Origin of the sequence: Streptomyces sp. NPDC020422 (assembly GCF_044386705.1) — a bacterium.
Lineage (GTDB): Bacteria > Actinomycetota > Actinomycetes > Streptomycetales > Streptomycetaceae > Streptomyces.
In genome coordinates, this window is record NZ_JBIRVJ010000015.1 from 171,582 (window position 1) to 193,679 (window position 22,098).

21 protein-coding genes are annotated in these 22,098 nt (G+C 71.6%); 8 read left to right on the top strand and 13 right to left on the bottom strand.

All coding sequences use genetic code 11. The annotated features are described in order from the left end of the window. Positions 1 to 20: 20 nt before the first annotated feature. The 3 genes from ACH414_RS32570 to ACH414_RS32580 form a co-directional block, all read right to left on the bottom strand. Positions 21 to 1,856, bottom strand: a complete 1,836-nt coding sequence (locus tag ACH414_RS32570) for a SpoIIE family protein phosphatase (RefSeq protein WP_382548326.1) — start codon at positions 1,854 to 1,856, stop codon at positions 21 to 23. A 275-nt stretch (positions 1,857 to 2,131) separates the two neighbouring features. Next, positions 2,132 to 2,797 carry a DUF402 domain-containing protein gene (locus tag ACH414_RS32575; RefSeq protein WP_382548328.1) on the bottom strand — a complete coding sequence of 222 codons (666 nt, stop codon included), beginning with the start codon at positions 2,795 to 2,797 and terminating at the stop codon, positions 2,132 to 2,134. Positions 2,798 to 2,873: 76 nt separating this feature from the next. Further along, the gene (locus tag ACH414_RS32580; RefSeq protein WP_382548330.1) at positions 2,874 to 4,274 is read right to left on the bottom strand and encodes a class II fumarate hydratase; all 1,401 of its coding nucleotides are present in this window, start codon (positions 4,272 to 4,274) and stop codon (positions 2,874 to 2,876) included. A 141-nt stretch (positions 4,275 to 4,415) separates the two neighbouring features. On the opposite strand from ACH414_RS32580, the gene ACH414_RS32585 reads away from it, so the two are divergent. Then, entirely contained in the window at positions 4,416 to 5,945 is a 1,530-nt protein-coding gene (locus tag ACH414_RS32585) for a ricin-type beta-trefoil lectin domain protein (RefSeq protein WP_398944615.1), read from the top strand. 142 nt (positions 5,946 to 6,087) lie between these two features. Next, positions 6,088 to 6,588, top strand: coding sequence for a dirigent protein (locus ACH414_RS32590; protein ID WP_382548334.1), 501 nt, complete (start codon positions 6,088 to 6,090; stop codon positions 6,586 to 6,588). A gap of 18 nt (positions 6,589 to 6,606) precedes the next feature. Here the strand turns inward: ACH414_RS32590 and ACH414_RS32595 are convergent, their stop codons facing one another. Both ACH414_RS32595 and ACH414_RS32600 read right to left on the bottom strand, forming a co-directional pair. Beyond that, on the bottom strand, positions 6,607 to 7,227 hold the full coding sequence (locus ACH414_RS32595) for an HAD family acid phosphatase (protein ID WP_382548336.1): 621 nt from the start codon (positions 7,225 to 7,227) through the stop codon (positions 6,607 to 6,609). A 186-nt stretch (positions 7,228 to 7,413) separates the two neighbouring features. Beyond that, positions 7,414 to 9,081, bottom strand: a complete 1,668-nt coding sequence (locus tag ACH414_RS32600) for a fumarate hydratase (protein WP_382548338.1) — start codon at positions 9,079 to 9,081, stop codon at positions 7,414 to 7,416. Positions 9,082 to 9,582: 501 nt separating this feature from the next. Here ACH414_RS32600 and ACH414_RS32605 point away from each other — a divergent pair. Together ACH414_RS32605 and ACH414_RS32610 are read left to right on the top strand one after the other, a co-directional pair. Beyond that, positions 9,583 to 10,302 (top strand): DUF1707 domain-containing protein, encoded by a 720-nt coding sequence (locus tag ACH414_RS32605; protein ID WP_386568194.1) that lies wholly within the window; start codon positions 9,583 to 9,585, stop codon positions 10,300 to 10,302. Between the two features lie 161 nt (positions 10,303 to 10,463). After that, positions 10,464 to 10,832, top strand: coding sequence for a WhiB family transcriptional regulator (locus tag ACH414_RS32610; protein WP_382548342.1), 369 nt, complete (start codon positions 10,464 to 10,466; stop codon positions 10,830 to 10,832). A gap of 80 nt (positions 10,833 to 10,912) precedes the next feature. Here the strand turns inward: ACH414_RS32610 and glpX are convergent, their stop codons facing one another. Next, positions 10,913 to 11,944: a class II fructose-bisphosphatase gene (gene glpX / locus ACH414_RS32615; protein ID WP_382548344.1), complete on the bottom strand. Its 1,032-nt coding sequence runs from the start codon at positions 11,942 to 11,944 to the stop codon at positions 10,913 to 10,915. A 117-nt stretch (positions 11,945 to 12,061) separates the two neighbouring features. Here glpX and ACH414_RS32620 point away from each other — a divergent pair, with 117 nt between their 5' ends. Continuing rightward, positions 12,062 to 12,595 carry a DUF4245 domain-containing protein gene (locus ACH414_RS32620; RefSeq protein ID WP_398944618.1) on the top strand — a complete coding sequence of 178 codons (534 nt, stop codon included), beginning with the start codon at positions 12,062 to 12,064 and terminating at the stop codon, positions 12,593 to 12,595. Positions 12,596 to 12,668: 73 nt separating this feature from the next. Here ACH414_RS32620 and ACH414_RS32625 read toward each other — a convergent pair whose 3' ends face one another. From ACH414_RS32625 to ACH414_RS32640, 4 genes are all read right to left on the bottom strand, one after another. Continuing rightward, positions 12,669 to 13,262, bottom strand: coding sequence for a malonic semialdehyde reductase (locus ACH414_RS32625; protein WP_382548348.1), 594 nt, complete (start codon positions 13,260 to 13,262; stop codon positions 12,669 to 12,671). Between the two features lie 119 nt (positions 13,263 to 13,381). Beyond that, a complete protein-coding gene (locus ACH414_RS32630; RefSeq protein ID WP_382548350.1) occupies positions 13,382 to 13,639 on the bottom strand; it encodes an exodeoxyribonuclease VII small subunit in 258 nt (85 codons plus the stop codon). Positions 13,640 to 13,712: 73 nt separating this feature from the next. Then, positions 13,713 to 14,924 (bottom strand): exodeoxyribonuclease VII large subunit, encoded by a 1,212-nt coding sequence (xseA, locus tag ACH414_RS32635; RefSeq protein WP_382548352.1) that lies wholly within the window; start codon positions 14,922 to 14,924, stop codon positions 13,713 to 13,715. Between the two features lie 64 nt (positions 14,925 to 14,988). Then, positions 14,989 to 16,365 carry an APC family permease gene (locus ACH414_RS32640; protein WP_398944621.1) on the bottom strand — a complete coding sequence of 459 codons (1,377 nt, stop codon included), beginning with the start codon at positions 16,363 to 16,365 and terminating at the stop codon, positions 14,989 to 14,991. Positions 16,366 to 16,419: 54 nt separating this feature from the next. Between ACH414_RS32640 and ACH414_RS32645 the strand changes: the two genes are divergently transcribed. Together ACH414_RS32645 and ppgK are read left to right on the top strand one after the other, a co-directional pair. Continuing rightward, complete coding sequence (locus ACH414_RS32645) at positions 16,420 to 17,439, top strand: 4-hydroxy-3-methylbut-2-enyl diphosphate reductase (protein WP_382548356.1); 1,020 nt, start codon at positions 16,420 to 16,422, stop codon at positions 17,437 to 17,439. A gap of 29 nt (positions 17,440 to 17,468) precedes the next feature. Then, a complete protein-coding gene (ppgK, locus tag ACH414_RS32650; protein ID WP_382548358.1) occupies positions 17,469 to 18,218 on the top strand; it encodes a polyphosphate--glucose phosphotransferase in 750 nt (249 codons plus the stop codon). 181 nt (positions 18,219 to 18,399) lie between these two features. Here the strand turns inward: ppgK and ACH414_RS32655 are convergent, their stop codons facing one another. Beyond that, the gene (locus ACH414_RS32655) at positions 18,400 to 19,032 is read right to left on the bottom strand and encodes a DUF6542 domain-containing protein (protein WP_382548360.1); all 633 of its coding nucleotides are present in this window, start codon (positions 19,030 to 19,032) and stop codon (positions 18,400 to 18,402) included. A 151-nt stretch (positions 19,033 to 19,183) separates the two neighbouring features. Between ACH414_RS32655 and ychF the strand changes: the two genes are divergently transcribed. Further along, positions 19,184 to 20,272, top strand: a complete 1,089-nt coding sequence (gene ychF, locus ACH414_RS32660) for a redox-regulated ATPase YchF (RefSeq protein WP_382548362.1) — start codon at positions 19,184 to 19,186, stop codon at positions 20,270 to 20,272. A gap of 123 nt (positions 20,273 to 20,395) precedes the next feature. Here ychF and ACH414_RS32665 read toward each other — a convergent pair whose 3' ends face one another. Both ACH414_RS32665 and ACH414_RS32670 read right to left on the bottom strand, forming a co-directional pair. Continuing rightward, a complete protein-coding gene (locus ACH414_RS32665; RefSeq protein ID WP_391770137.1) occupies positions 20,396 to 20,782 on the bottom strand; it encodes a CPCC family cysteine-rich protein in 387 nt (128 codons plus the stop codon). Between the two features lie 466 nt (positions 20,783 to 21,248). Next, a complete protein-coding gene (locus tag ACH414_RS32670) occupies positions 21,249 to 21,863 on the bottom strand; it encodes an antibiotic biosynthesis monooxygenase (protein WP_398944623.1) in 615 nt (204 codons plus the stop codon). Positions 21,864 to 22,098 lie beyond the last annotated feature (235 nt).

Sequence of the window (22,098 nt, forward strand, 5' to 3'; positions counted from 1 at the left end):
ATGTGCTCCCTCAGGAGCGGTCAGCGGGTCGCCAGCTCGAACCAGACCACCTTGCCGCCCGAGAGCCGGGTCGCGCCCCACCGCCGGGCCAGCCGGTTCACCAGGAACAGGCCGCGCCCGCCCTCGTCGGTGTCCCGCGCCCGCCGCTGCCGGGGCAGCTGCGGGGAGTCGTCGCCGACCTCGCAGCGCAGCACGTCGGTGCGGAGCAGCCGCAGCGTCACCGGACGCTCCGCGTACCGCACCGCGTTCGTCACCACCTCGCTGATCAGCAGCTCCACCGAGTCCGAGAGCTCCTCCAGGTCCCAGCGCTGCAGCGCCCGCCGGGCGAGCCGTCGGGCCCGGCCCGGGGCCGCGTCCTCCGGCTCCAGGAACCAGTACGCCACGTCGCTGGGCGCGATCCCGTCGAAGCGGGCCGCGAGCAGCGCGATGTCGTCGTCCCGGTCGCCCGGACCCAGCATGTCGAGCACGTCGTCGCAGAGCGCCTCCAGCGGAGGCGAGTGGTCGGGGCCGGTGAGCTGGGCGGTCGCCGCGAGCCGCTCGCGCAGCTGCTCGATCCCGGTCCACACGTCCCGCAGCCGGGACTCCACCAGACCGTCCGTGTACAGCAGCAGCGTGGCCCCGGCCGGCGCGTCCAGCTCCACCGCCTCGAAGTCCACCCCGCCCACGCCGATCGGCGCGCCCGGCGGCACCCGGAGCACCTCGGCCCGGCCGCCCAGGTGCAGCAGTATCGGCGGCGGGTGGCCCGCGTTGGCGATGGTGATCCGGTGCGAGACCGGGTCGTACACCGCGTACATGCAGGTCGCCATGCGGTTCTCGCCGAGCCGCTGGGCCTGCTCGTCCAGGTGGTGCAGCACCTCCTGCGGCGGCAGGTCGAGCCCGGCCAGGGTCTGCGCCGTCGTGCGCAGCTGGCCCATGATCGCCGCCGAGGTCATGGAGTGGCCCATGACGTCCCCGACGACCAGCGCGACCCGGCTGCCGGGCAGCGGGATGGCGTCGTACCAGTCGCCGCCCACCCGGGCCGTCTCGGCCGCCGGCAGGTAGCGCGAGGCGAGCCGCACGCCCGTCGGCTGCGGCAGCGAGTCCGGCAGCATGGTGCGCTGCAGCTCGTCCGCGATGTAGGCCTCGCGCCCGTACAGCACCGCCTTGTCGATGCCGAGCGCGGTGTGGGTCGCCAACTGGGCCGCCACGAGCAGGTCGTTCGGCTCGAAGCCGGCCCGCTCCGGCCGGCGCAGGAACACGGCCGCGCCGATCACCCGGCGCCGCCCCCGCAGCGGCGCGAGTATGGCCCGCTGCCCGCCGGGCACCGGGTGGTCGGGGCCGAGCAGCTCGGGCAGCGCGGCCCGGGCCGCGGCGGAGTCGCCGGGCACCGGCCGCACGCCGCGCAGCACCTCGGCCAGCGCGCCGCCCGACCGGACCTCGCACAGCTCGGCCGCCGGGGTCGGGTCGGGGTCGGGGACGAGGACCAGCTCCTCGCCCTCCAGGTCCGTTAAGCGCAGCCGGTCGGTGCGGCGCAGCCGCAGCACGAAGGGCTCGGCGGGCCGCTCGTCGCCCACCGGCAGCGGGTCGCGCAGATAGACCAGGATCGCGTCGGAGAAGGTCGGCACGGTCGCTCGGCACAGGCCGAGGACGATCTCGTCCAGGTCGAGGCCGCGGGCGATCCGCCGGGTCGCGGCGCCGACGAAGCGCAGCCGGTCGCCCTCGCGGCGCCCGGCCGCACCGTCCGGCCCGGTGCCGCCGCCGGGAGCGGGCGCGGGCACGGCGACGGCCGCAGCGGCCTCCTGACGGGGCCGGGTGCGTTCCTGCGGCCGGGCAGCCATCGCCTTGCGGCCTTCGTGGGAGGTGGGATGCTCCGTCACGCCTGGGATTCCGTCCGTCCGTGCCGGTGGTGCGATGCACTCGCTCTTCTCGCCGATGCCGCGCCCTCGCCGGGCCTAAACCCCTGGCGGGCGGCGGATGTGAAGACCTCGCGAGCGGCGGGGCCGGCCGAGCACACGTCCGCCACTGCTCTCTCCCTCATGGATGACTCACGGTCAGGTCCTGTGCTGCACTCAGAGTTTGACGTGCTGTTCGGTCGATCAAGGACTTGCGGAGGACGATCCTACGTTTGCACCCCGGGGGCGCATCAAGGGTCTCATGGAGCCGTGTGCGCCGGGGTGCGATCCCAGTCCCCGGGAAGCTCGGGCACCGGCCAGGAGGGGTCGGGCCGCCACTCCTCCCAGCCGTCGGAGAACGGCGCTCCCCAGGAGCGGATCAGCTCGACGGCCGCCTGCCCCGCCGCCCGGACCCGCGCGGCCTGGGCCGCGTCCATCAGGCCGGCCCGCTGGGCCTGGGCGAACTCGTCCTCGTCCCGCCACAGCCAGCTGTGGTCCGGGTAGACGGAGATGTCGAGGAAGTGGTCCTCGGAGTCGATGCCGCCGGACCAGCGGGTCCGGGGCTCCTCCAGGTTCACGTACCAGCTGCGGAAGCGCCAGCCGCGCTCCCAGAACAGCCACACCGACCACGGGTCGCCGGGCGCGGCCAGCTTGAGCACCCCGGTGCCGTGCCAGTGCGCGCGGGTGGTGGTGCGCGGTGCCGTGTACCGGGTGGCCAGCGGCTCCTCGTGTACGGGGGTGCCGTCGGTCAGGACCGGCTTGACGCACTCGGTGCCGGGCGCCATCCACACCGCGAGCAGGTCCGGGGTGTCCTGGACGACGGTCACCGGGCGGCAGATGTGCACGTCGCCGGTGCCGTTGTCGCGGTAGCGCCAGAGGATCTGATCCCCTGGCGCCCATTCCCTGGGGCGGCCGGATCCTGTCATGCGCAGATCTTAGGGGCGTGCCCCCGGCACCGCTGCGGTGAAGGTCACGGAAGGGTCCGCGGTAGGCGAGAACGGGTCAGGGGCGGGTCATCCGCAGCACGTCGAGGGCCTCGTCCAGTTGTTCCAGGGTCAGGTCGCCCCGCTCCACGTACCCGGACTCCAGGACCACTTCGCGGATGGTCTTGCGCTCGGCCAGCGCCTTCTTGGCGACCTTGGCGGCCTCCTCGTAGCCGATGTACTTGTTCAGCGGGGTCACGACCGAGGGCGAGGACTCGGCGTACTCGCGGGCCCGCTCCACGTTGGCGGTGATCCCGTCGACCGTGCGGTCGGCCAGCAGGCGGGAGGCGTTGGCCAGCAGCCGGATCGACTCCAGGAGGTTCTTGGCGATCACCGGGAGCATGACGTTGAGCTCGAAGTTCCCGGCCGCGCCGGCCACCGCCACCGTGGTGTCGTTTCCGGTCACCTGGGCGGCGACCATCAGGACCGCCTCGGGAATGACCGGATTCACCTTGCCCGGCATGATCGACGAGCCCGGCTGGAGGTCGGGCAGATTGATCTCGGCGAGGCCGGTGCGCGGTCCCGAGGACATCCAGCGCAGATCGTTGGCGATCTTCGTCAGGGAGACCGCGATGGTCCTGAGCTGCCCGGACGTCTCCACCAGTCCGTCCCGGGCGCCCTGGGCCTCGAAGTGGTCGCGGGCCTCGGTCAGCGGCAGTCCGGTGGCCCGGGCGACCTCGGCGATCACGGCGGCCGAGAAGCCGGGCGGGGTGTTGATCCCGGTGCCCACCGCCGTACCGCCCAGGGGGAGTTCGGCGAGCCGGGGCAGCGAGCCGCGCAGCCGCTCGGCGCCGTACCTCACCTGGGCCGCGTAGCCGCCGAACTCCTGGCCGAGGGTGACCGGGGTGGCGTCCATGAGGTGGGTGCGGCCGGACTTCACGACCGTCGCGAATTCGGCCGATTTCCGCTCGAGGGAGGCGGCCAGATGGTCGAGCGCGGGGATCAGGTCGTGGGTGACGGCGGCGGTGGCCGCGATGTGGATGGAGGAGGGGAAGACGTCGTTGGAGGACTGCGAGGCGTTCACGTGGTCGTTGGGGTGGACGGCCCGGCCCTCGGGGAGGCGCTCGGTCGCCAGGGTGGCGATCACCTCGTTGGTGTTCATGTTGGACGAGGTGCCCGAGCCGGTCTGGAAGACGTCGACGGGGAAGTGCTCGTCCCAGCGCCCCGCGGCGACCTCGGCCGCCGCTTCCCGGATGGCCTCCGCGAGGTCCTCGTCGAGCACCCCGAGCTCGGCGTTGACCTTGGCGGCGGCGGCCTTGATCCGGGCCAGGGCCTCGATGTGGGCGCGCTCCAGACGCTGGCCGCTGACCGGGAAGTTCTCCACGGCCCGCTGGGTCTGCGCGCGCCACTTGGCGTGCGCGGGGACCCGGACCTCGCCCATCGAGTCGTGCTCGATCCGGTACCCGGCTTCGTCGTTCATGTCGTCAACCTCCTGGCTGTGCTGGTCCGGGGGCGACCCCCGAACCCCCCGAAAAAGATGAGCACTTGTCTTGTTAGACGTATTCCCAAGTCGTTTACCGGCCAGTAAAAACCGTGGGTAACCCCACTTCCAGGAGGCGCAATGACGCGCACCAGGTACAGACTCCGCTGGCCGGTGGCCGCCCTCGCCGCAGCCGCGGCGGCCCTCGGCAGCATGACGGCCGCCGCCCCCGCCGGCGCGGCCGACACGAGCACCGCGTCCGGAATCACCTCCGTACCGCTCTCGCCGGAGCTGGAGGCGATCCGGGCCGCCGAGGCGACGAGGATCTACGGCAGCCCCGAGGAGCGCCCGCTCGCCCAGCGCAAGACCGGTCTGATCTCCCTCGGCGACAGCGAGATCTCCGGCGAGGGCGTCGGCACCTACGAGTCGCCGACCAACGGCCCGACCAACTGGTGCCACCGCTCGCCCGACGCCGCCATCCACCGCACCGGGATCCCCGCGGACCTCACGTTCAACGTGGCCTGCTCCGGCGCGTACACCGGAAACATCCGCATCGGCGGCGCGAAGCAGTACGCCGACGAGCTCGTCCAGAGCGACAACCTGGCCGTCAAGGCCCGCAACACCCGCATCAAGATGGTGCTGCTCGTCGCCGGAGCCAACGACGACCTCCAGTTCGGCCCGGTGATGACCGACTGCGTCGAGCGCTATCTGCTCCTCCAGGGCGCCTGCGAGCCCAAGTACGCCCCCGGCTGGCAGGCCCGCGTCGACGCGCTCGTCCCCAAGGTCGAGCAGACCGTCCGCGACCTGCGGACCGTGATGCGCGACGCCGGCTACGCCGACGCCGACTACAAGCTCGTCGTGATGGGCTACCCGAGCCCCATCGGCCCCGACTTCCACGACAACCCGGACTTCCCCGGCAAGCTCTCCTGCGGCGGCCTCGGCTACGACTCCGACACCAAGTGGGGCCGCAACAGCGCCGTCCCCGCCTTCGAGCGCGGGATGCGCCGGGCGGCGGCCGACACCGGGGCGGTCTTCCTGGACAACTCGCGGCTCTTCCACGGCCACGAGGTCTGCATGGAGGACACCTGGGCCCGGGGCCTCTACATCGACGTGTCCAAGCCCGGCACCCCGGACGAGAACTCCGTGCGCCAGTCCTTCCACCCCAACTACCGGGGCCACGGCGCCTTCGCCTCCTGTCTGACGCAGATCTACGCCGCGAACGTGCGCGAGGCCGGCTGCGCGGACGTGAACTCCTCCGGCACCCCGGTGCTGTTCCCGCTCGCCTGGGACGACGCGTACAAGCCGCTGAAGAACGCGGCCACCGGCAACTGCCTGGACGTCAACGCCTCCGAGTCCGCCAACGGCACCGCCGTCCTCGGCTGGGACTGCCACGGCGGCCGCAACCAGAACTGGTGGTACGACTCCGCCCGCCGGACCCTGCACACCGGGCTCACCCAGGACCGCTGCCTCGACGTGCCCGGCGCGGCCTACGAGGCCGGCAAGGCGCTCATCGTCTGGAACTGCGGCGGCGCCGCCAACCAGCGGTTCCTCCGCGACGGCGACACCGTGCGCCCCGCCGCGGCGACCGGACTCTGTCTGACCCACGGCGCGGCGAGGGAGCCGGTCCGGCTGCAGAACTGCACCGGCGCTGCCAATCAGCGCTTCGTCTGACCTGCGCGGACGTGAGTGGGGCCCCGGCCGCCGAGGGGGGCGGCCGGGGCCCTCGGCGTTCGCCCGAGTGGGCGAACCCGAGGTGCCCGTCGGACAATGTGAAGCGGGCTCGGGGAGATCAGCCACCGTACGGGAGGCCCACATGATCCGCAGCTTCAGGAGGCTCGGCGCGCTGGGCGCGTGCACGGTCGCGGTTCTCGCGCTCGGCACCGCCGCCCCGGCCGCGCACGCCGAGGACGGCTTCGAGTTCACGCTGTACGCCAAGGAGGTCCCCGGGACCACCTCGAGCGACAGCGCCGCTCCGGCGCCCAAGGTCGGGGAGTCCTTCGCCTTCGCCGACGACCTCTACAAGACCAAGGACGCGAACGGCGACAAGGTCGGTCGGGACGGCGTCGTCTGCGCCGTGGTGCGCGGCGGGGACCCGATGGACCTGCAGTGCGTGGGCACCGTCGTGCTGAACGGCGGCCCCGGCGGGCAGCTCTCGCTGCAGACGCTGGCCGCCGTCGACCCCAACGACCAGGCGCCGCCCGCGCTCGACATCGCGGTCACCGGCGGCACCGGCGACTTCAAGAACGCGCGCGGCTGGGTCCGTTCGACTCCCGACGGCGACTGGTCCCGCATGGACTTCCACATCAGCCGGTAGGCGCCCGGCCGGCGTCCGCTACGACAGCTTGCCGCCGTAGTCCGGCAGCTTGAAGGTGCGCTCGGCGTGCCCGCCGACGAGGTCGGTGGTGTTGTTGCCGATGTTCGCGATGATCGTGTAGCCCTTGGCCTCGATCTCCGCGCGCTTGGCCGTCTTGTACGCGCTGACCTCGGCGAACAGATCGGGCAGGGAGCGCACGTAGAGCCCGTTCACGGGGTAGCCGGCCTGCTTCAGGTTCCAGTCCGTCAGGGAGTGGACGATCCCCGGCCGGGCGGTCACGAAGAAGACGGCCACCCCGTGGGAGTGCGCCTCGCGGACCAGGTCGCGGACCTCGGCGATCGCCGGGGTCGGCAGCTCCCAGAAGGGGTGGAAGTCGGTCTCCAGCGAGGAGTTGTCGATGTCGAGGACGATGGCCTGCTTCTCGCGGCCGGCGTCCTCGGCTCGCTTCTCGATGTACGGGCGGGCCTCGGCGACGACGGCGGCCACGTCGTGGCGCCAGGTCGTGTAGTCGACGCCCTTGAACGCGGCGGTCGACGTCGTGTGGGTGTCCGGGTCGGCCGCGGAGGCGGCGGGCGCGGCACCGACGACCAGGAGGGCGGTCAGGCCCAGGGCGGCGGCGGTGGTCTTGGCGGAGGGCATGGGGGGCTCCCGAGGGGTCGACCGGCTCAGTGGTTGACATGCTCGCGGCCAATACTGGCCAGTAAGTGACGTCAGGGCTACCGGTCGGTAGCCACTTTCTGAGCGAAGATCGACAACGGGGGCGGCGAAGGCGCGACGACGCCCCCCGGTCCGGCGGGACCGAGGGGCGTCGTGGGGCGAACGGGATCAGAGGCCGGGGCCGCGCACCGGGATGTGCGTGAAGGTGGGCTCCGGCGCCGGGTTCTGGAAGAAGTCGTTGCCCTTGTCGTCCACCACGATGAACGCCGGGAAGTCCTCGACCTCGATCTTCCAGACCGCCTCCATGCCGAGCTCCTCGTACTCGACGACCTCGACCTTCTTGATGCAGTCCTGCGCGAGGCGCGCCGCAGGGCCGCCGATCGAGCCCAGGTAGAAGCCGCCGTGCGCACCGCACGCGTCCGTGACCTGCTTGCTCCGGTTGCCCTTCGCCAGCATGACCTTCGAGCCGCCCGCCGCCTGGAACTGCTCCACGTAGGAGTCCATCCGGCCGGCCGTCGTCGGGCCGAAGGAACCGGAGGCGTAGCCCTCGGGGGTCTTCGCCGGGCCGGCGTAGTACACCGGGTGGTCCTTCAGGTACTGCGGCATCTCCTCGCCCGCGTCGAGCCGCTCCTTGATCTTGGCGTGCGCGATGTCGCGCGCCACGACCAGCGGCCCGGACAGCGACAGGCGGGTCTTCACCGGGTACTTGGTGAGCTCGGCGAGGATCTCGTCCATCGGCTGGTTGAGGTCGATCTTCACCACGTCGCCCGACTCCTCCAGGTGGGAGTCCTCGGTCTCCGGCAGGAAGCGCGCCGGGTCGGTCTCCAGCTGCTCCAGGAAGACGCCCTCGGCGGTGATCTTCGCGACGGCCTGGCGGTCGGCCGAGCAGGAGACGGCGATCGCGACGGGCAGCGAGGCGCCGTGGCGGGGGAGCCGGACCACGCGCACGTCGTGGCAGAAGTACTTGCCGCCGAACTGCGCGCCGATGCCGATCTTCTGCGTGAGCTCGAAGACCTTCTCCTCCAGCTCCTTGTCGCGGAAGCCGTGGCCGGTGGCGGCGTCGCCCTCGGTGGGCAGCTCGTCCAGGTAGTGCGCGGAGGCGTACTTGGCGGTCTTCAGCGCGAACTCGGCGCTGGTGCCGCCGACGACGATCGCCAGGTGGTACGGCGGGCAGGCCGCGGTGCCGAGCGAACGGATCTTCTCCTCCAGGAACTTCATCATGGAGGCCTCGTTCAGGACCGCCTTGGTCTCCTGGTAGAGGAAGGACTTGTTGGCGGAGCCGCCGCCCTTGGCCATGAAGAGGAACTTGTACGCGCCGCCGTCGGTCGCGTACAGCTCGATCTGCGCGGGCAGGTTCGAGCCGGTGTTCTTCTCCTCCCACATGGTCACCGGAGCCATCTGCGAGTAGCGCAGGTTGAGCTTGGTGTACGCGTCGAAGACGCCCTTGGACAGGGCCTCCTCGTCACGGCCCGAGGTGAGGACGTTCTGGCCGCGCTTGCCCATCACGATCGCGGTGCCGGTGTCCTGGCACATGGGCAGCACGCCCGCGGCGGCGATGTTCGCGTTCTTCAGGAGGTCGAGCGCGACGAACTTGTCGTTGCTCGACGCCTCCGGGTCGTCGATGATCCGGCGCAGCTGGGCCAGGTGGGCCGGGCGCAGGAAGTGCTGGATGTCGTGGATGGCCTCGGCGGCCAGCTTGCGCAGCGCCTCGGGCTCGACCTTGAGGAACGTACGGCCGTCGGCCTCGAAGGTGGAGACACCTTCGGAGGTCACCAGGCGGTAGGGCGTGGTGTCCTCTCCCAGGGGGAGCAGATCGGAGTACGCAAACTCGGGCATGACGGCAGCCATTCCTCACTCGGCAGACAGCAGCGCCGCCTCCATTGGCGGCGCGCCCTCCAGCGTAAGACGCGGCCGCGGTCCGGATCCTGTGAGGTAAGGCTCACTAGCGGCCGCGACCACTCCGCGATGGCGCATTCCGCTCCCTGCCCGCAAGCCCCGGGCATCGAGCCCCGGCCGTCGAGCCCGCCCCCTTGCCCCTGCGCCCTTGCCCTGCCCGCGAGCCCCGGGCATCGAGCCCCGGCCGTCGAGCCCGCCCCCTTGCCCCTGCGCCCTTGCCCTGCCCGCGAGCCCCGGGCATCGAGCCCCGGCCGTCGAGCCCTGCCCCCTTGCCCTGCCCGCGAGCCCCGGGTATCGAGCCGGCCACCGGGCGGGCCGCCGGGCCGGCCGCCGGATCCGGCCACCGCGTCGGCCGCCGGGCCGGCCGCCGTGTGCCGCTCCGGCCACAGACACGGCCGCCTCCCCTGGTCGCGATCTATCGCGTTTCGCTAGGCTGATGTCGTGGACCTCGAAAAGCAGCCCCAGCAGCCGGTCGCTCCCGCCGAGCCCGCCGAGCCCGCCCCCGCGCCCGCGCCCGCCTACGCGGATCCGGCCGGGTCGCTGCGGGCCTCGGACGCCGATCGGGACCGGATCGCGGACATCCTCAGGGACGCCCTGGCCGAGGGGCGGATCGACGCCGAGGAGCACTCCGAGCGCATCGACTCCGTCTACCGCGCCAAGACCGTGGGCGAGCTGGAGCCGCTGGTCCGCGACCTGCCGGCCGCCCGCCCCAGGACCGAGCCGCCGCCGGCCGCGCTCTACGGCACCCAGGACGCGGAGGGTCCCGCGGACAACCTGGTCGCGGTCTTCTCCAGCACCACCCGCAAGGGCCGCTGGCGCGTCGGCCGCAAGACCAACGCCTTCTCGCTCTTCGGCAGCGTCGAGATCGACCTGACCGAGGCGATCTTCGCCCAGCGGCTCACCACCATCAACGCGACCTCCATCTTCGGCAACGTGGAGATCCGCGTCCCGGAGAACATCAGCCTGCGCGGCAGCGGCACCGGGATCTTCGGGAACTTCGAGGTGGTGACCCTGGAGGGCGCCGACCCGCAGGCCCCCCTCGTGGTCGTCAACGGCTTCACGCTCTTCGGCAACGTCGAGGCCAAGCCCAAGCGCGGGAAGTGGATCACCGACCTGCAGGCCCGCGCCCAGGACCGGCTGCGCAAGCGCCTCGACGGCTGAGGCCCGCGGTCCGCTTCGCCGGACGGCCGCGGGCGTGACCGGAATTCGCCGTCGGGTGTCCGCGCTGCGGAACTCCGGGGCACGCAGTGCATAGGCGCGCGCACAGCGGGTAGGGCTGGTGCATCGTCGCTCGCTCGCGAAGCCGTCGTCAGGAGTAGACCGTGCTGCACATGCCGCATCAGCCCCTCCAGGTCGCCGCCGTGCCGTCCCAGCGCGTCCCCGCTCGGGAGGACGAGGGCGGCCCCTGGCACACGGAGGCGGTGTGCCGCCGGGACGAGGCCGGACTGTTCTTCGCCCCCTCCAAGGAGCCCACCGCCGCCCGGCTCTCCCGGGAGGAGGCCGCCAAGCGGGTCTGCGCCCGCTGTCCGGTGATGGTCGCCTGCCGCGAGCACGCGCTGCTCCAGCCCGAGCCGTACGGGGTGTGGGGCGGGCTCACCGCCGCCGAGCGCCGTGTCGTGCTCGCCCGCCGGCGGCGTCGCGAGGTCGAGCTCAGGAAGGCCGCCGCCGAGGGGATCGCCAAGGCCGGCTGACGGGTCCGTCGCCCGTACGGGAAGGGGCGCCCCCACCGCACATGGGGGCGCCCCTCTTCGTACCGTCGTCGCGTCGGCCGCTACTTCGCGCGGTCGAAGTCGATCTTGCTGTACGCGCGCAGCTTCGAGAGCCGGTGCGTGGAGTCGATCTGGCGGATCGTGCCGGACTTCGAGCGCATGACGAGCGACTGGGTGGTCGCCGTCTCGGCGCGGTAGCGCACCCCGCGCAGGATCTCGCCGTCGGTGATGCCGGTGGCGACGAAGAAGACGTTCTCGCCGGAGACCAGGTCGTTGGTGGAGAGCACCCGGTCCAGGTCGTGGCCCGCGTCCAGGGCCTTCTGGCGCTCGGCCTCGTCCTTGGGCCAGAGCTTGCCCTGGATGACACCGCCCAGGCACTTGATGGCGCAGGCGGAGATGATGCCCTCGGGGGTGCCGCCGATGCCCATGAGCATGTCGACGCCGGTGCCCTCGCGGACGGCCATGATCGAACCGGCGACGTCGCCGTCCGAGATGAACTTGATCCGGGCGCCGGTCTCGCGGATCTCCTTGACGATGCCCTCGTGACGGGGGCGGTCCAGGATGACGACCGTGATGTCCTCGGGGGAGGACTGCTTGGCCTTGGCGACGCGGCGGATGTTGACCGAGACCGGGGCGTTGATGTCGACGAAGTCGGCGGCCTCGGGGCCGGTGACCAGCTTGTCCATGTAGAAGACCGCGGACGGGTCGAACATGGTGCCGCGGTCGGCGGCGGCCAGGACGGCGATCGCGTTGGGCATGCCCTTGGCGTTCAGCGTGGTGCCGTCGATCGGGTCGACGGCGATGTCGACCTCGGCGCCGGTGCCGTCGCCGACCCGCTCGCCGTTGAACAGCATCGGGGCCTCGTCCTTCTCCCCCTCGCCGATGACGACGACGCCGTTCATCGAGACGGTGGAGATCAGGGTGCGCATGGCGTTGACCGCGGCGCCGTCCGCGCCGATCTTGTCACCGCGGCCGACCCAGCGGCCGGCGGCCATGGCGGCCGCCTCGGTGACGCGGACCAGTTCGAGGGCGAGGTTGCGGTCGGGGGCCTCGGGAGAGACCTCGAGCTCGGGCGGCAAGTGGTGCTCGGTCATCGGAGCGCACCTTTCTGTACGGCGACGGCCGGATAAAAGAGGGTGCTGCGACTCTATCGTCAGGTCGACAAATTGAGCAGAGGGGCCCACGTATGAGCACAACACCATGATGCGACCATGGGGGGCGTGGCAGGTATGCGAGGCAGGCAGACAGTACGCGGGATGTTCCAGTCCCTCGGGGTGATCATGGTCGCCGCGGGCGTGATGTATCTCTTCATCCCGCACGACGACAAGGCGGACCCGGTCCCGACCAAGGACTACCGGGTGGAGCTTCTGACGGCGCAGCGGGCGGCGCCCTATCCGGTGCTGGCCCCCGAGGGCCTCGGTGAGGGCTGGCGGGCGACGGTCGTCTCGTACAAGCGCGAGAACCACGACGCGTGGCAGCTGGGCTTCCTGGACCCGGACACCCAGTACGTCGCGGTCCACCAGTCGACCGAGGAGGCGCGCAAGTACGTGCCCCAGGTCACCCAGCAGGCGAAGAACTCCGGCAGGACCCAGACGGTCGCCGGCAAGGTCTGGCAGCGCTGGGAGGGCCCGAAGTACGACGCCCTGGTGCGCACCGAGGGCGGCGCCACCACGGTGGTGACGGGCACCGCCTCGTTCGACCGCCTCGCGCAGATGGCGGGCGCGCTGCAGGCGAAGAAGGCCTAGGGCCGGTCCGACGCACGACGAAGAACCCCCGGGTGCCCAGCACCCGGGGGTTCTCGTTGCGCCTGTGTACGGATCAGACGGTGGTGATCACGTCGTCGTAGGCCAGACGCGGGGCGCGCGGGAACGGGGAGGCGTCCTCGCCCGGCTTGCCGATGTTGATGACCATCAGCGGGGTGTGGTCGGCGTCCAGGAACTCCTTCTGGACACCGGCGAAGTCGAAGCCGGTCATCGGGCCGGCGGCCAGGCCGGCGGCGCGGATGCCCACGATGAAGTAGCCGGCCTGCAGGGTGGCGTTCAGCAGCGCGGACTGCTCACGGGTCGGACGCTCCGAGAAGAAGAGGTCCTTGGCCTGCGGGAAGTGCGGGAGCAGGTTCGGGAGCTCCTCGTGGAACTCGTTGTCGGCGGAGAGGATCGCGACCAGCGGGGCGGCGGCGGTCTTCGCCTGGTTGCCCTCCATCATGTGCTTCACCAGGCGCTCGCGGGCCTCGGGGGAGCGGACCAGGGTGATGCGCAGCGGCGTCTGGTTGAAGGCGGTCGGGCCGTACTTGACCAGGTCGTAGATCGCCTGGACCTGCTCCTCGGTCACCGGCTCGTCGGTGAACGTGTTGGCGGTGCGGGCCTCGCGGAAGAGGAGGTCCTGAGTGGCGGCGTCAAGGGCGATGGACATGCTGCGTACCTTCCGGGATGTACGGGGGCGATGGCTCGACAGTACGCCGGAAGTAGGTGAAACTTCAACAATCCTATCCGGATAGTGATCCGCTTCACAGGTCGAGTCTACATCGCTGCCTACTCGACCCCGGAGGCGTCGCCCTCCGCCGCGGACTCCTCGGCCCGCTCCGCCGCGAGCGAGGCGTCCAGACGGGCGCGAGCGCCCTCCAGCCAATGCCGGCAGACCTTCGCCAGCTCCTCGCCGCGCTCCCAGAGCGCCAGGGACTCCTCGAGCGTCGTGCCGCCCGCCTCCAGCCGCCGGACGACCTCGATGAGCTCGTCGCGCGCCTGTTCGTAGCCGAGTGCAGTCTCTTCCGCGCCCGTGCCTACCGCCATGCCAACCACCCTTGTCTGTCAGTTCCTTGACGTACTTCTGTATTCCCCGACGTTCCTCTGACGTCAGGGGACCTCAGGGGGCGGTCCGCCGCACCGCGAACTCGCCCGCCGCCACCCGCGCCCGCAGCTCCTCGTCCACCGCGACCTCCTCCGGATCCCGGACCACCGACCCGTCCGCCTTCTGCAGCACCGCGTACCCCCGCTCCATCGTCGCCGCGGGCGACAGCGCCCGGACCCGCGCCCGGGTGTGCGACAGCTCCGACTCGGCCCGGTCCAGCAGATGCCCGAAGGTCCGCCGACCCCGCGCCAGCAGCGCCCCGACCTCGTCCTCGCGCACCTCCACCATCCGCTGCGGGTGCTCCATCACCGGCCGGGCCAGCGCATGGGCCAGGCCCCGCTCCTCACGGTCGAGCAGCCCCCGCACCGACCGCAGCGCCCGGTCCCGCAGCCCCTGCACCCGGTCCAGCTCCTCGCCCACGTCCGGCACCACCTTCTTCGCGGCATCGGTCGGCGTGGACGCCCGCAGATCCGCCACCAGGTCCAGCAGCGGCGAGTCCGGCTCGTGCCCGATCGCCGACACCACCGGCGTACGGCACTCGGCCACCGCCCTGACCAGCTGCTCGTCCGAGAACGGCAGCAGATCCTCGACGCTGCCGCCGCCCCGCGCCACGATGATCACGTCCACGCCCGCGTGCGCGTCCAGCTCCCGCACCGCCTGCACCACCTGCGGAACGGCCTTCACGCCCTGCACCGCCACGTTGCGCACCTCGAAGCGGACGGCGGGCCAGCGGCGCCGCGCGTTCTCCAGCACGTCCCGCTCGGCCGCCGAGGCGCGGCCGCAGACCAGACCGATCAGCTGCGGCAGGAACGGCAGCGGCTTCTTGCGGTCCAGGGCGAACAGCCCCTCCGCGCCCAGGCTCCGCTTCAGCTGCTCCAGCCGGGCCAGCAGCTCCCCGATCCCCACCGGCTTGATCTCCGCCGCCCGCAGCGACAGCTGCCCCCGCGGCGCGTACCACTCCGGCTTGGCGTGCACGACGACCCTGGCGCCCTCGGACACCACGTCGGCGACGGCGTCGAAGACCTGCCGGTAACAGGTCACGTTGATCGAGATGTCGTACGAGGGATCCCGCAGCGTCAGAAACACCACCCCGGCCCCCGGCCGCCGCGACAACTGCGTGATCTGCCCCTCGACCCAGATCGCCCCCAGCCGGTCGATCCACCCCCCGATGAGCCGGGAGACCTCCCCGACGGGCAGCGGCGCTTCGACGGACGTATTCAGACCCATGCGCCGAGCGTAACGGGGAGGTAGGACACGGCAAGGGTGCCGCCGCGGGCCGGGCCCCCCGGCGTCACGCCCCCCGCCGCGTCCCCTGCACCGCAAGCACCACGAGCCCGACGCCCAGCCAGACCACACCGACGACCTGCGCCGCCGGCGAGGCCTCCACGATCACCGCGACCAGGATCGCCGCGCCGAGAACCGGCGCCACCAGATGCACCGCCCACCGCGGCTCCCCCTCCATGCGCCGCACCACGAACCACGCCACCACGCTCGCGTGCAGCAGCACGAACGCCGTCAGCGCCCCCACGTCCACCACCGACACCAGATGATCGAGACCGTCGTCCCGCCGCGCCGCCCACACCGCCGCCACCATCGTCACCGCCGCCGCCACGAGCAGCGCCACCCGCGGCACCCCCGCGTCGGTCCGGGCCAGGACATGCGGCAGCCGCCGGTCGCGGCCCATCGCGAACAGCAGCCGCCCGCCCGCCGCCTGCCCCGCCAGCGCCGCGAACGCCGCACCGATCGCCTTCGACACGGCCACCAGATCGTGCAGCCAGCTCCCCACCGACACGTCGACGGCGTCGTAGAACGCCGAACCCTGCAACGCCGCATCCGCCGCCAGCTCCCGCGAGGAGACCGGTTCGAGCAGCGCCACCAGCCAGGTCTGCGCCACGAACAGCACCCCGGCGAGCGCCAGACAGAACAGCACGGCCCGCGCCACCTTCTGCGACCCCCCGGTCACCTCCTCCGCGAACGAGGCGATCGCGTCGAAACCCAGATACGACAGGACGGCCACCGACACCGCCCCCACCACCGCCGCCGCCGAGAACCCGGCGTCACCGGCCAGCGGCGACCACCAGTCGCGCTGCGTCCCGTCCCGTACGAGCACGACCACCGCCGAGACGACGAACACCAGCAGCACCACGATCTCCATCGCGAGCACCGCGAAGCCCACCCGGGCCGCCGCCCGGACCCCCCAGAGGTTCAGCAGCGTCGTGACGACGACGGCGATCGCCGTCCACACCCACCGGTCCACCTCCGGCACCAGCGCCTCCATCGCGATCCCCGCGAAGAGGTAGGCCACGGCCGGGATCAGCAGGTAGTCCAGCATCGCCATCCACCCGGCGACGAACCCCGGACCCTCGCCGAGCGCCTTCCGGGCGTACGTGAAGACCGACCCGGCCTGCGGGGCGACCCGCACCATCTGGGCGTAGCTGAGCGCCGTGAAGGCCATGGCGACGGTCGCCACCAGGTACACGAGTGCGACCGCCCCGTGCGACTTGGCGTCGAGCGTGCCGAAGACACCCACCGGCGCCATCGGGGCGATGAACAGCAGTCCGTACACGACAAGATCGCGAAAACCGAGGTTCCGCCGCAGCCCCGTGTGCTCCGCGACCTGCCCTTGTCCCGTTTCCCCCCGGGCTTCCCCCCGCGCTTGCTCTGCCATGGCGCCAGTCTCGGCCACGGCGGTGACCAAAGGGCTGACCGACGCGGCCTTACGATGGGACGCATGACTGCAACGCCCGCGTCGACGCCCGCGACCAACCGCCCGAAGCGTGTCCTGCTCGCCGCTCCCCGCGGCTACTGCGCGGGTGTGGACCGTGCCGTGATCGCCGTGGAGAAGGCCCTGGAGCAGTACGGGGCCCCGATCTACGTCCGCCACGAGATCGTCCACAACAAGTACGTCGTGCAGACCCTGGAGCGTAAGGGCGCCATCTTCGTCGACCAGGCGACCGAGGTCCCGCCGGGCAACATCGTCATGTTCTCCGCCCACGGCGTCGCCCCCACCGTCCACGAGGAGGCCCGCCAGGGCCGGCTCGCCACCATCGACGCCACCTGCCCGCTGGTGACGAAGGTGCACAAGGAAGCGGTCCGGTTCGCCAAGGAGGACTTCGACATCCTCCTCATCGGCCACGAGGGCCACGAGGAGGTCATCGGCACCTCCGGCGAGGCCCCCGACCACATCCAGCTCGTCGACGGCCCCGAGGACGTCGCCAAGGTCGAGGTCCGCGACCCCTCCCGGGTCGTCTGGCTCTCCCAGACCACGCTCTCCGTCGACGAGACCATGGAGACGGTCGACGCCCTCAAGGAGAAGTTCCCGCAGCTGATCTCGCCGCCCTCCGACGACATCTGCTACGCCACCCAGAACCGCCAGACCGCGATCAAGGAGCTCGCCGGCCAGGCGGAGCTGGTGATCGTCGTCGGCTCCAAGAACTCCTCCAACTCCATCCGCATGGTCGAGGTCGCCAAGCAGGCCGGCGTCCCCGCCGCGTACCTGGTCGACTTCGCCAGCGAGATCGACGAGGCCTGGCTCGAAGGCGTCACCAGCGTCGGCCTCTCCTCCGGCGCCTCCGTCCCCGACGTCCTGGTCCAGGAGGTCCTGGAGTGGCTCGCGGAGCGCGGCTACGCCGACGTGGAGATCGTCAAGACGGCCGACGAGTCGCTGACCTTCTCGCTCCCCAAGGAGCTCCGCAATAAGGACCTGCGCGCCGAGGCGGCCGCCCTGCTCGAAAACGAGTGACGCCGCGCCCCGGCCCGTAACGTGGGTCCATGAACGTTTTCGGAGTGGACATCGGCGGCTCGGGCATCAAGGGCGCCCCCGTGGACCTGGCCCGCGGCGACCTCGCGGAACCGCGCCACAAGGTACTCACCCCGCAGCCCGCCACACCCGACGGTGTGGCGGGCTGCGTCGCGGAGGTCGTGGCCCACTTCGGCTGGACCGGCCCCGTCGGCGTCACCTTCCCCGGCGTGGTCACCGGCTCCACGATCCGTACGGCCGCCAACGTGGACAAGTCCTGGATCGGCGTCGACGCCGGCAAGCTCATCGGCGACCGCCTCGGCGGCCTGCCGGTCACCGTCCTGAACGACGCGGACGCGGCCGGCACCGCGGAGATGGCCTTCGGCGCGGGCCGGGGCCGCAAGGGCACCGTCATCCTGCTCACCCTCGGCACCGGCATCGGCTCCGCCGTCTTCGTCGACGGCCGCCTCGTCCCCAACACGGAACTGGGCCACCTGGAGCTGAAGGGCCACGACGCCGAGAAGCGCGCCTCGTCGAAGGCCCGCGAGGACGAGGACCTCAGCTGGGAGCACTGGGCGACCCGGCGCGTGCAGAAGTACCTCGCGCACGTGGAGATGCTCTTCTCGCCGGAGCTCTTCATCATCGGCGGCGGCGTCAGCCGCAAGGCCGACCGCTTCCTCCCGCTGATCGAGGGCATCAGGGCCGAGATCGTCCCGGCGCAGCTGCAGAACAACGCGGGCATCGTGGGGGCGGGGATGGCGGCCCAGGCGGCGACGACGTAACCGGCCCGGGGTGGTCGACGACGCAACCGGAGCCGGGGGTGGTCGATGCCGCAACCGAAGCCCGGGGTGGTCGACGACGTAACGGGAACCCGGGCGGGGCGACGACGTAACCGCCACCTTGAGCCCTGGGCCCAGGGCCCCGGGGCCCTGAGCCCAGGGCCCCGGGGCGCTGCCGGCGTCGCTACCCGCGCTCGGGAGCGGGGCGCCGCACCGGGCGTACGGAGGGGCCGCCGCCCGAGGAGGCCGCGGCGGCGGCCCGCTGGCGCCGCCCCATGTCCCGCACCTTGCGCACACTGGCGATCAGCCCGGCGACGAGCGTGCCGCCGTACAGCCACCCGGCGTGCACGGCGAGCGCCGTGACCAGGGCCATCGCCTGGCCGCCGACCCCGCCCGTACCGCCGGAGATGGGCACCACCCCGACGGCGAAGGCGATCGGGACGCCGATCGGGGCGGTGACCAGGTCGGCGGTCCTGACCCACAGCGCGGTCAGGGCGCTGACCGGCAGGAACAGCAGCCCGAAGACGAGCGGCGAGCTGTCGAACAGCAGCCAGTCCAGAAAACCGAGCACCAGCATCACGGCCGAGGCGAAGAGCCCGGCCCCCAGACCGGTGAGCCGCGGATTGGGCAGCCTGCGCAGCGCCACCACCACGGGCGGCGCGGGGCGCTCCACGCGCGGCTTGCCGGGGCGCGGCCGGGAGGCGACGCGGTACACCGCGGCGCCCTCGACCAGCGCGCCGGGCGGCGTCAGAGGGTTCTGCGGCCGACGCCCCGCGGGACGCCCCGACTGCGGCTTGCGTGTCCTGTGCTGCTCCACACCACCAACGTAGGTCGGAAGGGGCCGGGAACCACGTGCGGGACACGCCCTTTGGGTGACCTTGGCGCGAAGAGCGCCGTCATGGCGTGGTTCGGTGCCCCCGTAAACTGGGGGATCGCCCCACCTCCACTCCTCTAGGGAAGTCGCCACCGTGTCGCTCACGATCGGAATCGTCGGCCTGCCGAACGTCGGCAAGTCGACCCTGTTCAACGCCCTGACCAAGAACGACGTGCTGGCGGCCAACTACCCGTTCGCCACGATCGAGCCCAACGTCGGCGTCGTCGGCGTCCCGGACGCCCGCCTCACCAAGCTGGCGGAGATCTTCGGCTCCCAGCGCATCCTCCCGGCCACGGTCGACTTCGTCGACATCGCCGGCATCGTGCGCGGCGCGAGCGAGGGCGAGGGCCTCGGCAACAAGTTCCTCGCGAACATCCGCGAGTCGGACGCCATCTGCCAGGTCATCCGCGCCTTCAAGGACGAGAACGTCGTCCACGTCGACGGCAAGGTCTCGCCGAAGGACGACATCGAGACGATCAACACCGAGCTGATCCTCGCCGACCTCCAGACCATCGAGAAGGTCCTGCCGCGCCTCCAGAAGGAGATGCGCATCAAGAAGGACACGGCGCCCAAGGTCGCCGCGGTCGAGGCGGCCAAGGAGATCCTGGAGCGCGGCGACACCCTCTTCTCGCAGGGCATCGTCCAGGGCTCGGAGAAGGCGGAGCTCCTCCACGACCTCCACCTGCTCACCACCAAGCCCTTCCTCTACGTCTTCAACGTCGACGAGGACGAGCTGACCGACGACGCCTTCAAGGCGGAGCAGAGCGCCCTGGTCGCCCCCGCCGAGGCGATCTTCCTCAACGCCAAGCTGGAGGCCGACCTGGCCGAGCTCGACGAGGAGGACGCCATGGAGCTCCTCCAGTCGGTCGGCGCCGAGGAGCCCGGCCTGGCCACCCTCGCCCGCGTCGGCTTCGACACCCTCGGCCTCCAGACCTACCTCACGGCAGGCCCGAAGGAGTCCCGCGCCTGGACCATCAAGAAGGGCGCCACGGCCCCCGAGGCGGCCGGCGTGATCCACACGGACTTCCAGAAGGGCTTCATCAAGGCGGAGGTCATCTCCTTCGCCGACCTGGTGGCCACGGGCTCGGTAGCCGAGGCCCGCTCGGCGGGCAAGGCCCGCATGGAGGGCAAGGAGTACGTCATGCAGGACGGCGACGTGGTGGAGTTCCGCTTCAACGTGTGATCGTGTGCCTAGAGGCGGCCTGACCTGCGACTATGCAGGTCAGGCCGTTGCGCTGTCCGCAGCAGTCCGCAGAACTTCAGCACTCGCCGTCGAGCTGCTGGACGAGTGTCTCGATGGGGGAGGTCATGACGCGGAGTGGTCCCGGCGCCAGAAGGTGGGCAGCCACCAGCAGAGCACCGAGTGGTCGTCGGGCCACGGGGTGCGGTCCTCGGCTTCCCAGTCCTCGAAGGAGTCCCGTGCCAGATCGATGGGGCGCCAGGCGGGGTCGAGCGCCTCGTCCTCGGCCGGCGGGCGAACGTATCGCCGGCCGTGCTCGTCGCAGGCGCCGAAGTCCTGGTAGTTCCGCTGGGCCTCGATCAGGGAGACGTTGTTTGCCCCGCCGGCCATGGTCGGCCATCGGAACTGGAGCCCGTCGTCCTCCCAGAAGCAGACGGGGCAGATCTCGTACGAGCCGGGCATCGCACCCAGCACGCGGTGCCCGCAGCACGGGCAGGGGTAGGACTCGCTCACCTGCGCAGTCTCGTTGCAGGTCCCGCTGGTGTGCCATGGATTTCTCTGCCTCAGGCCCCTGGCCAGTCCGCAGCCAGTCCGCAGGACACCCGTAAACGGCCGTCGGTAGCCAACGCAGACCAACGAGGAAACCCAGGTCAGAGCCCTGGAGGGAGCTCCGTCGCAGGTCAGGATCCAGCCTCAGGCATTCCGCTTCAACGTCTGACCCGCCCGACGAAAGGCCGCCCGACCCGCTCACTCACGGCTCGGGCGGCCTTCGCGTTCGGCGGGAGCCCGTGGCGGGCTGGGAGCGTCTAGTCCTCGACCGGGAGGCGGGCGGATGGACCGCCGGCTGTGCTCGTCGCAGGCCCCGCGGGCCTGCCTGGGACTTCGCCGCCGCGGCACCGCGGCCTAGGCGGGCGAAGGGGGTCGGACTCGACGAGTCCGACCCCGTCCCTTCCCCATTCCCCCTTACCTCTGTGCGGCGTCAGGCGTGGGGGACCGCCGTGGCGAGGACCACCTCGAACTCTTCGAGGCTTCTGGTGATCACGCGGGCCTTCTCCGTCGTCTCCCCGCGGATCGCCGCGACGGCGCCGCGGGAGGCCGCGAGCGCCTCGCGGTCGGTGTAGAGCGAGCCGACGGCCGCCCTGCCCCGCTCGCGGTCGACGAGCAGGGAGATGCCGGACATCCCGGGGACCTGCTGCGCCTTGGGAAGGGAGGTGTCGCGGAACGTCTGCACCAGCAGGTCGATGTCGCCCGGCTCGACGTCCATACGGACCAGCCGGAACCCCGCACCGGGCCCGAGGTCCTCCGCGCGCCGGGCGACGGGCGCTTCCCAGTTGTCGATCGCCAGGGTCCGCGCGAAGGGCGAGATCAGTTCGTCCCGCCGCTTGCCCAGGCTCTCGAAGCTGGCCTGCCGGGACGCTTCGTCCTCCCACCACGACCCCACCAGGAGCTTGCCGACCTCGCGGTCGACGAACAGCCCCATCCCGCGATAGCCCGGCTGCGCCGACAGCAGCTCGCGCCCCTCGGTCCGGAGTGCCTCGGCGACGCCGTCGAGCGTGGCCGGATCACCCGTTGCATAGATGCTGCGAACGTACATAGCGCCCTTCCTGCCATCCGGTGGCCCCTACGGGCTCGTGTCCCCCAGTCCATGCGACGGCCCACCGCGCCTGAGCGGCAACGCGGCGGGCGCAATCAGGTGAAGGGGTGAGGCACCGGGCCAAGGTTGACACCCGCCCGACCGGTACGTAGTGTTCTCCGAGTTGTCCAGCGTGAGCACCGACTCCGGTCGGCCCCGGACAGCGATTCCGCAAGAACCTCTCAGCACCAGACGG

Excerpts from the sequence above, each read along its gene's own strand:
- ACH414_RS32645 (WP_382548356.1), top strand. The coding sequence starts at position 16,420 with ATGGGACGCATGACTGCAACGCCCGCGTCGACGCCCGCGACCAACCGC.
- ACH414_RS32580 (WP_382548330.1), bottom strand. The coding sequence starts at position 4,274 with ATGAACGACGAAGCCGGGTACCGGATCGAGCACGACTCGATGGGCGAG.
- ACH414_RS32625 (WP_382548348.1), bottom strand. The coding sequence starts at position 13,262 with ATGTCCATCGCCCTTGACGCCGCCACTCAGGACCTCCTCTTCCGCGAG.
- ACH414_RS32630 (WP_382548350.1), bottom strand. The coding sequence starts at position 13,639 with ATGGCGGTAGGCACGGGCGCGGAAGAGACTGCACTCGGCTACGAACAG.
- ACH414_RS32640 (WP_398944621.1), bottom strand. The coding sequence starts at position 16,365 with ATGGCAGAGCAAGCGCGGGGGGAAGCCCGGGGGGAAACGGGACAAGGG.
- ACH414_RS32600 (WP_382548338.1), bottom strand. The coding sequence starts at position 9,081 with ATGCCCGAGTTTGCGTACTCCGATCTGCTCCCCCTGGGAGAGGACACC.
- ACH414_RS32670 (WP_398944623.1), bottom strand. The coding sequence starts at position 21,863 with ATGTACGTTCGCAGCATCTATGCAACGGGTGATCCGGCCACGCTCGAC.
- ppgK (WP_382548358.1), top strand. The coding sequence starts at position 17,469 with ATGAACGTTTTCGGAGTGGACATCGGCGGCTCGGGCATCAAGGGCGCC.
- ACH414_RS32595 (WP_382548336.1), bottom strand. The coding sequence starts at position 7,227 with ATGCCCTCCGCCAAGACCACCGCCGCCGCCCTGGGCCTGACCGCCCTC.
- ACH414_RS32590 (WP_382548334.1), top strand. The coding sequence starts at position 6,088 with ATGATCCGCAGCTTCAGGAGGCTCGGCGCGCTGGGCGCGTGCACGGTC.
- ACH414_RS32620 (WP_398944618.1), top strand. The coding sequence starts at position 12,062 with ATGGGGGGCGTGGCAGGTATGCGAGGCAGGCAGACAGTACGCGGGATG.
- ACH414_RS32575 (WP_382548328.1), bottom strand. The coding sequence starts at position 2,797 with ATGACAGGATCCGGCCGCCCCAGGGAATGGGCGCCAGGGGATCAGATC.
- xseA (WP_382548352.1), bottom strand. The coding sequence starts at position 14,924 with ATGGGTCTGAATACGTCCGTCGAAGCGCCGCTGCCCGTCGGGGAGGTC.
- ACH414_RS32585 (WP_398944615.1), top strand. The coding sequence starts at position 4,416 with ATGACGCGCACCAGGTACAGACTCCGCTGGCCGGTGGCCGCCCTCGCC.
- glpX (WP_382548344.1), bottom strand. The coding sequence starts at position 11,944 with ATGACCGAGCACCACTTGCCGCCCGAGCTCGAGGTCTCTCCCGAGGCC.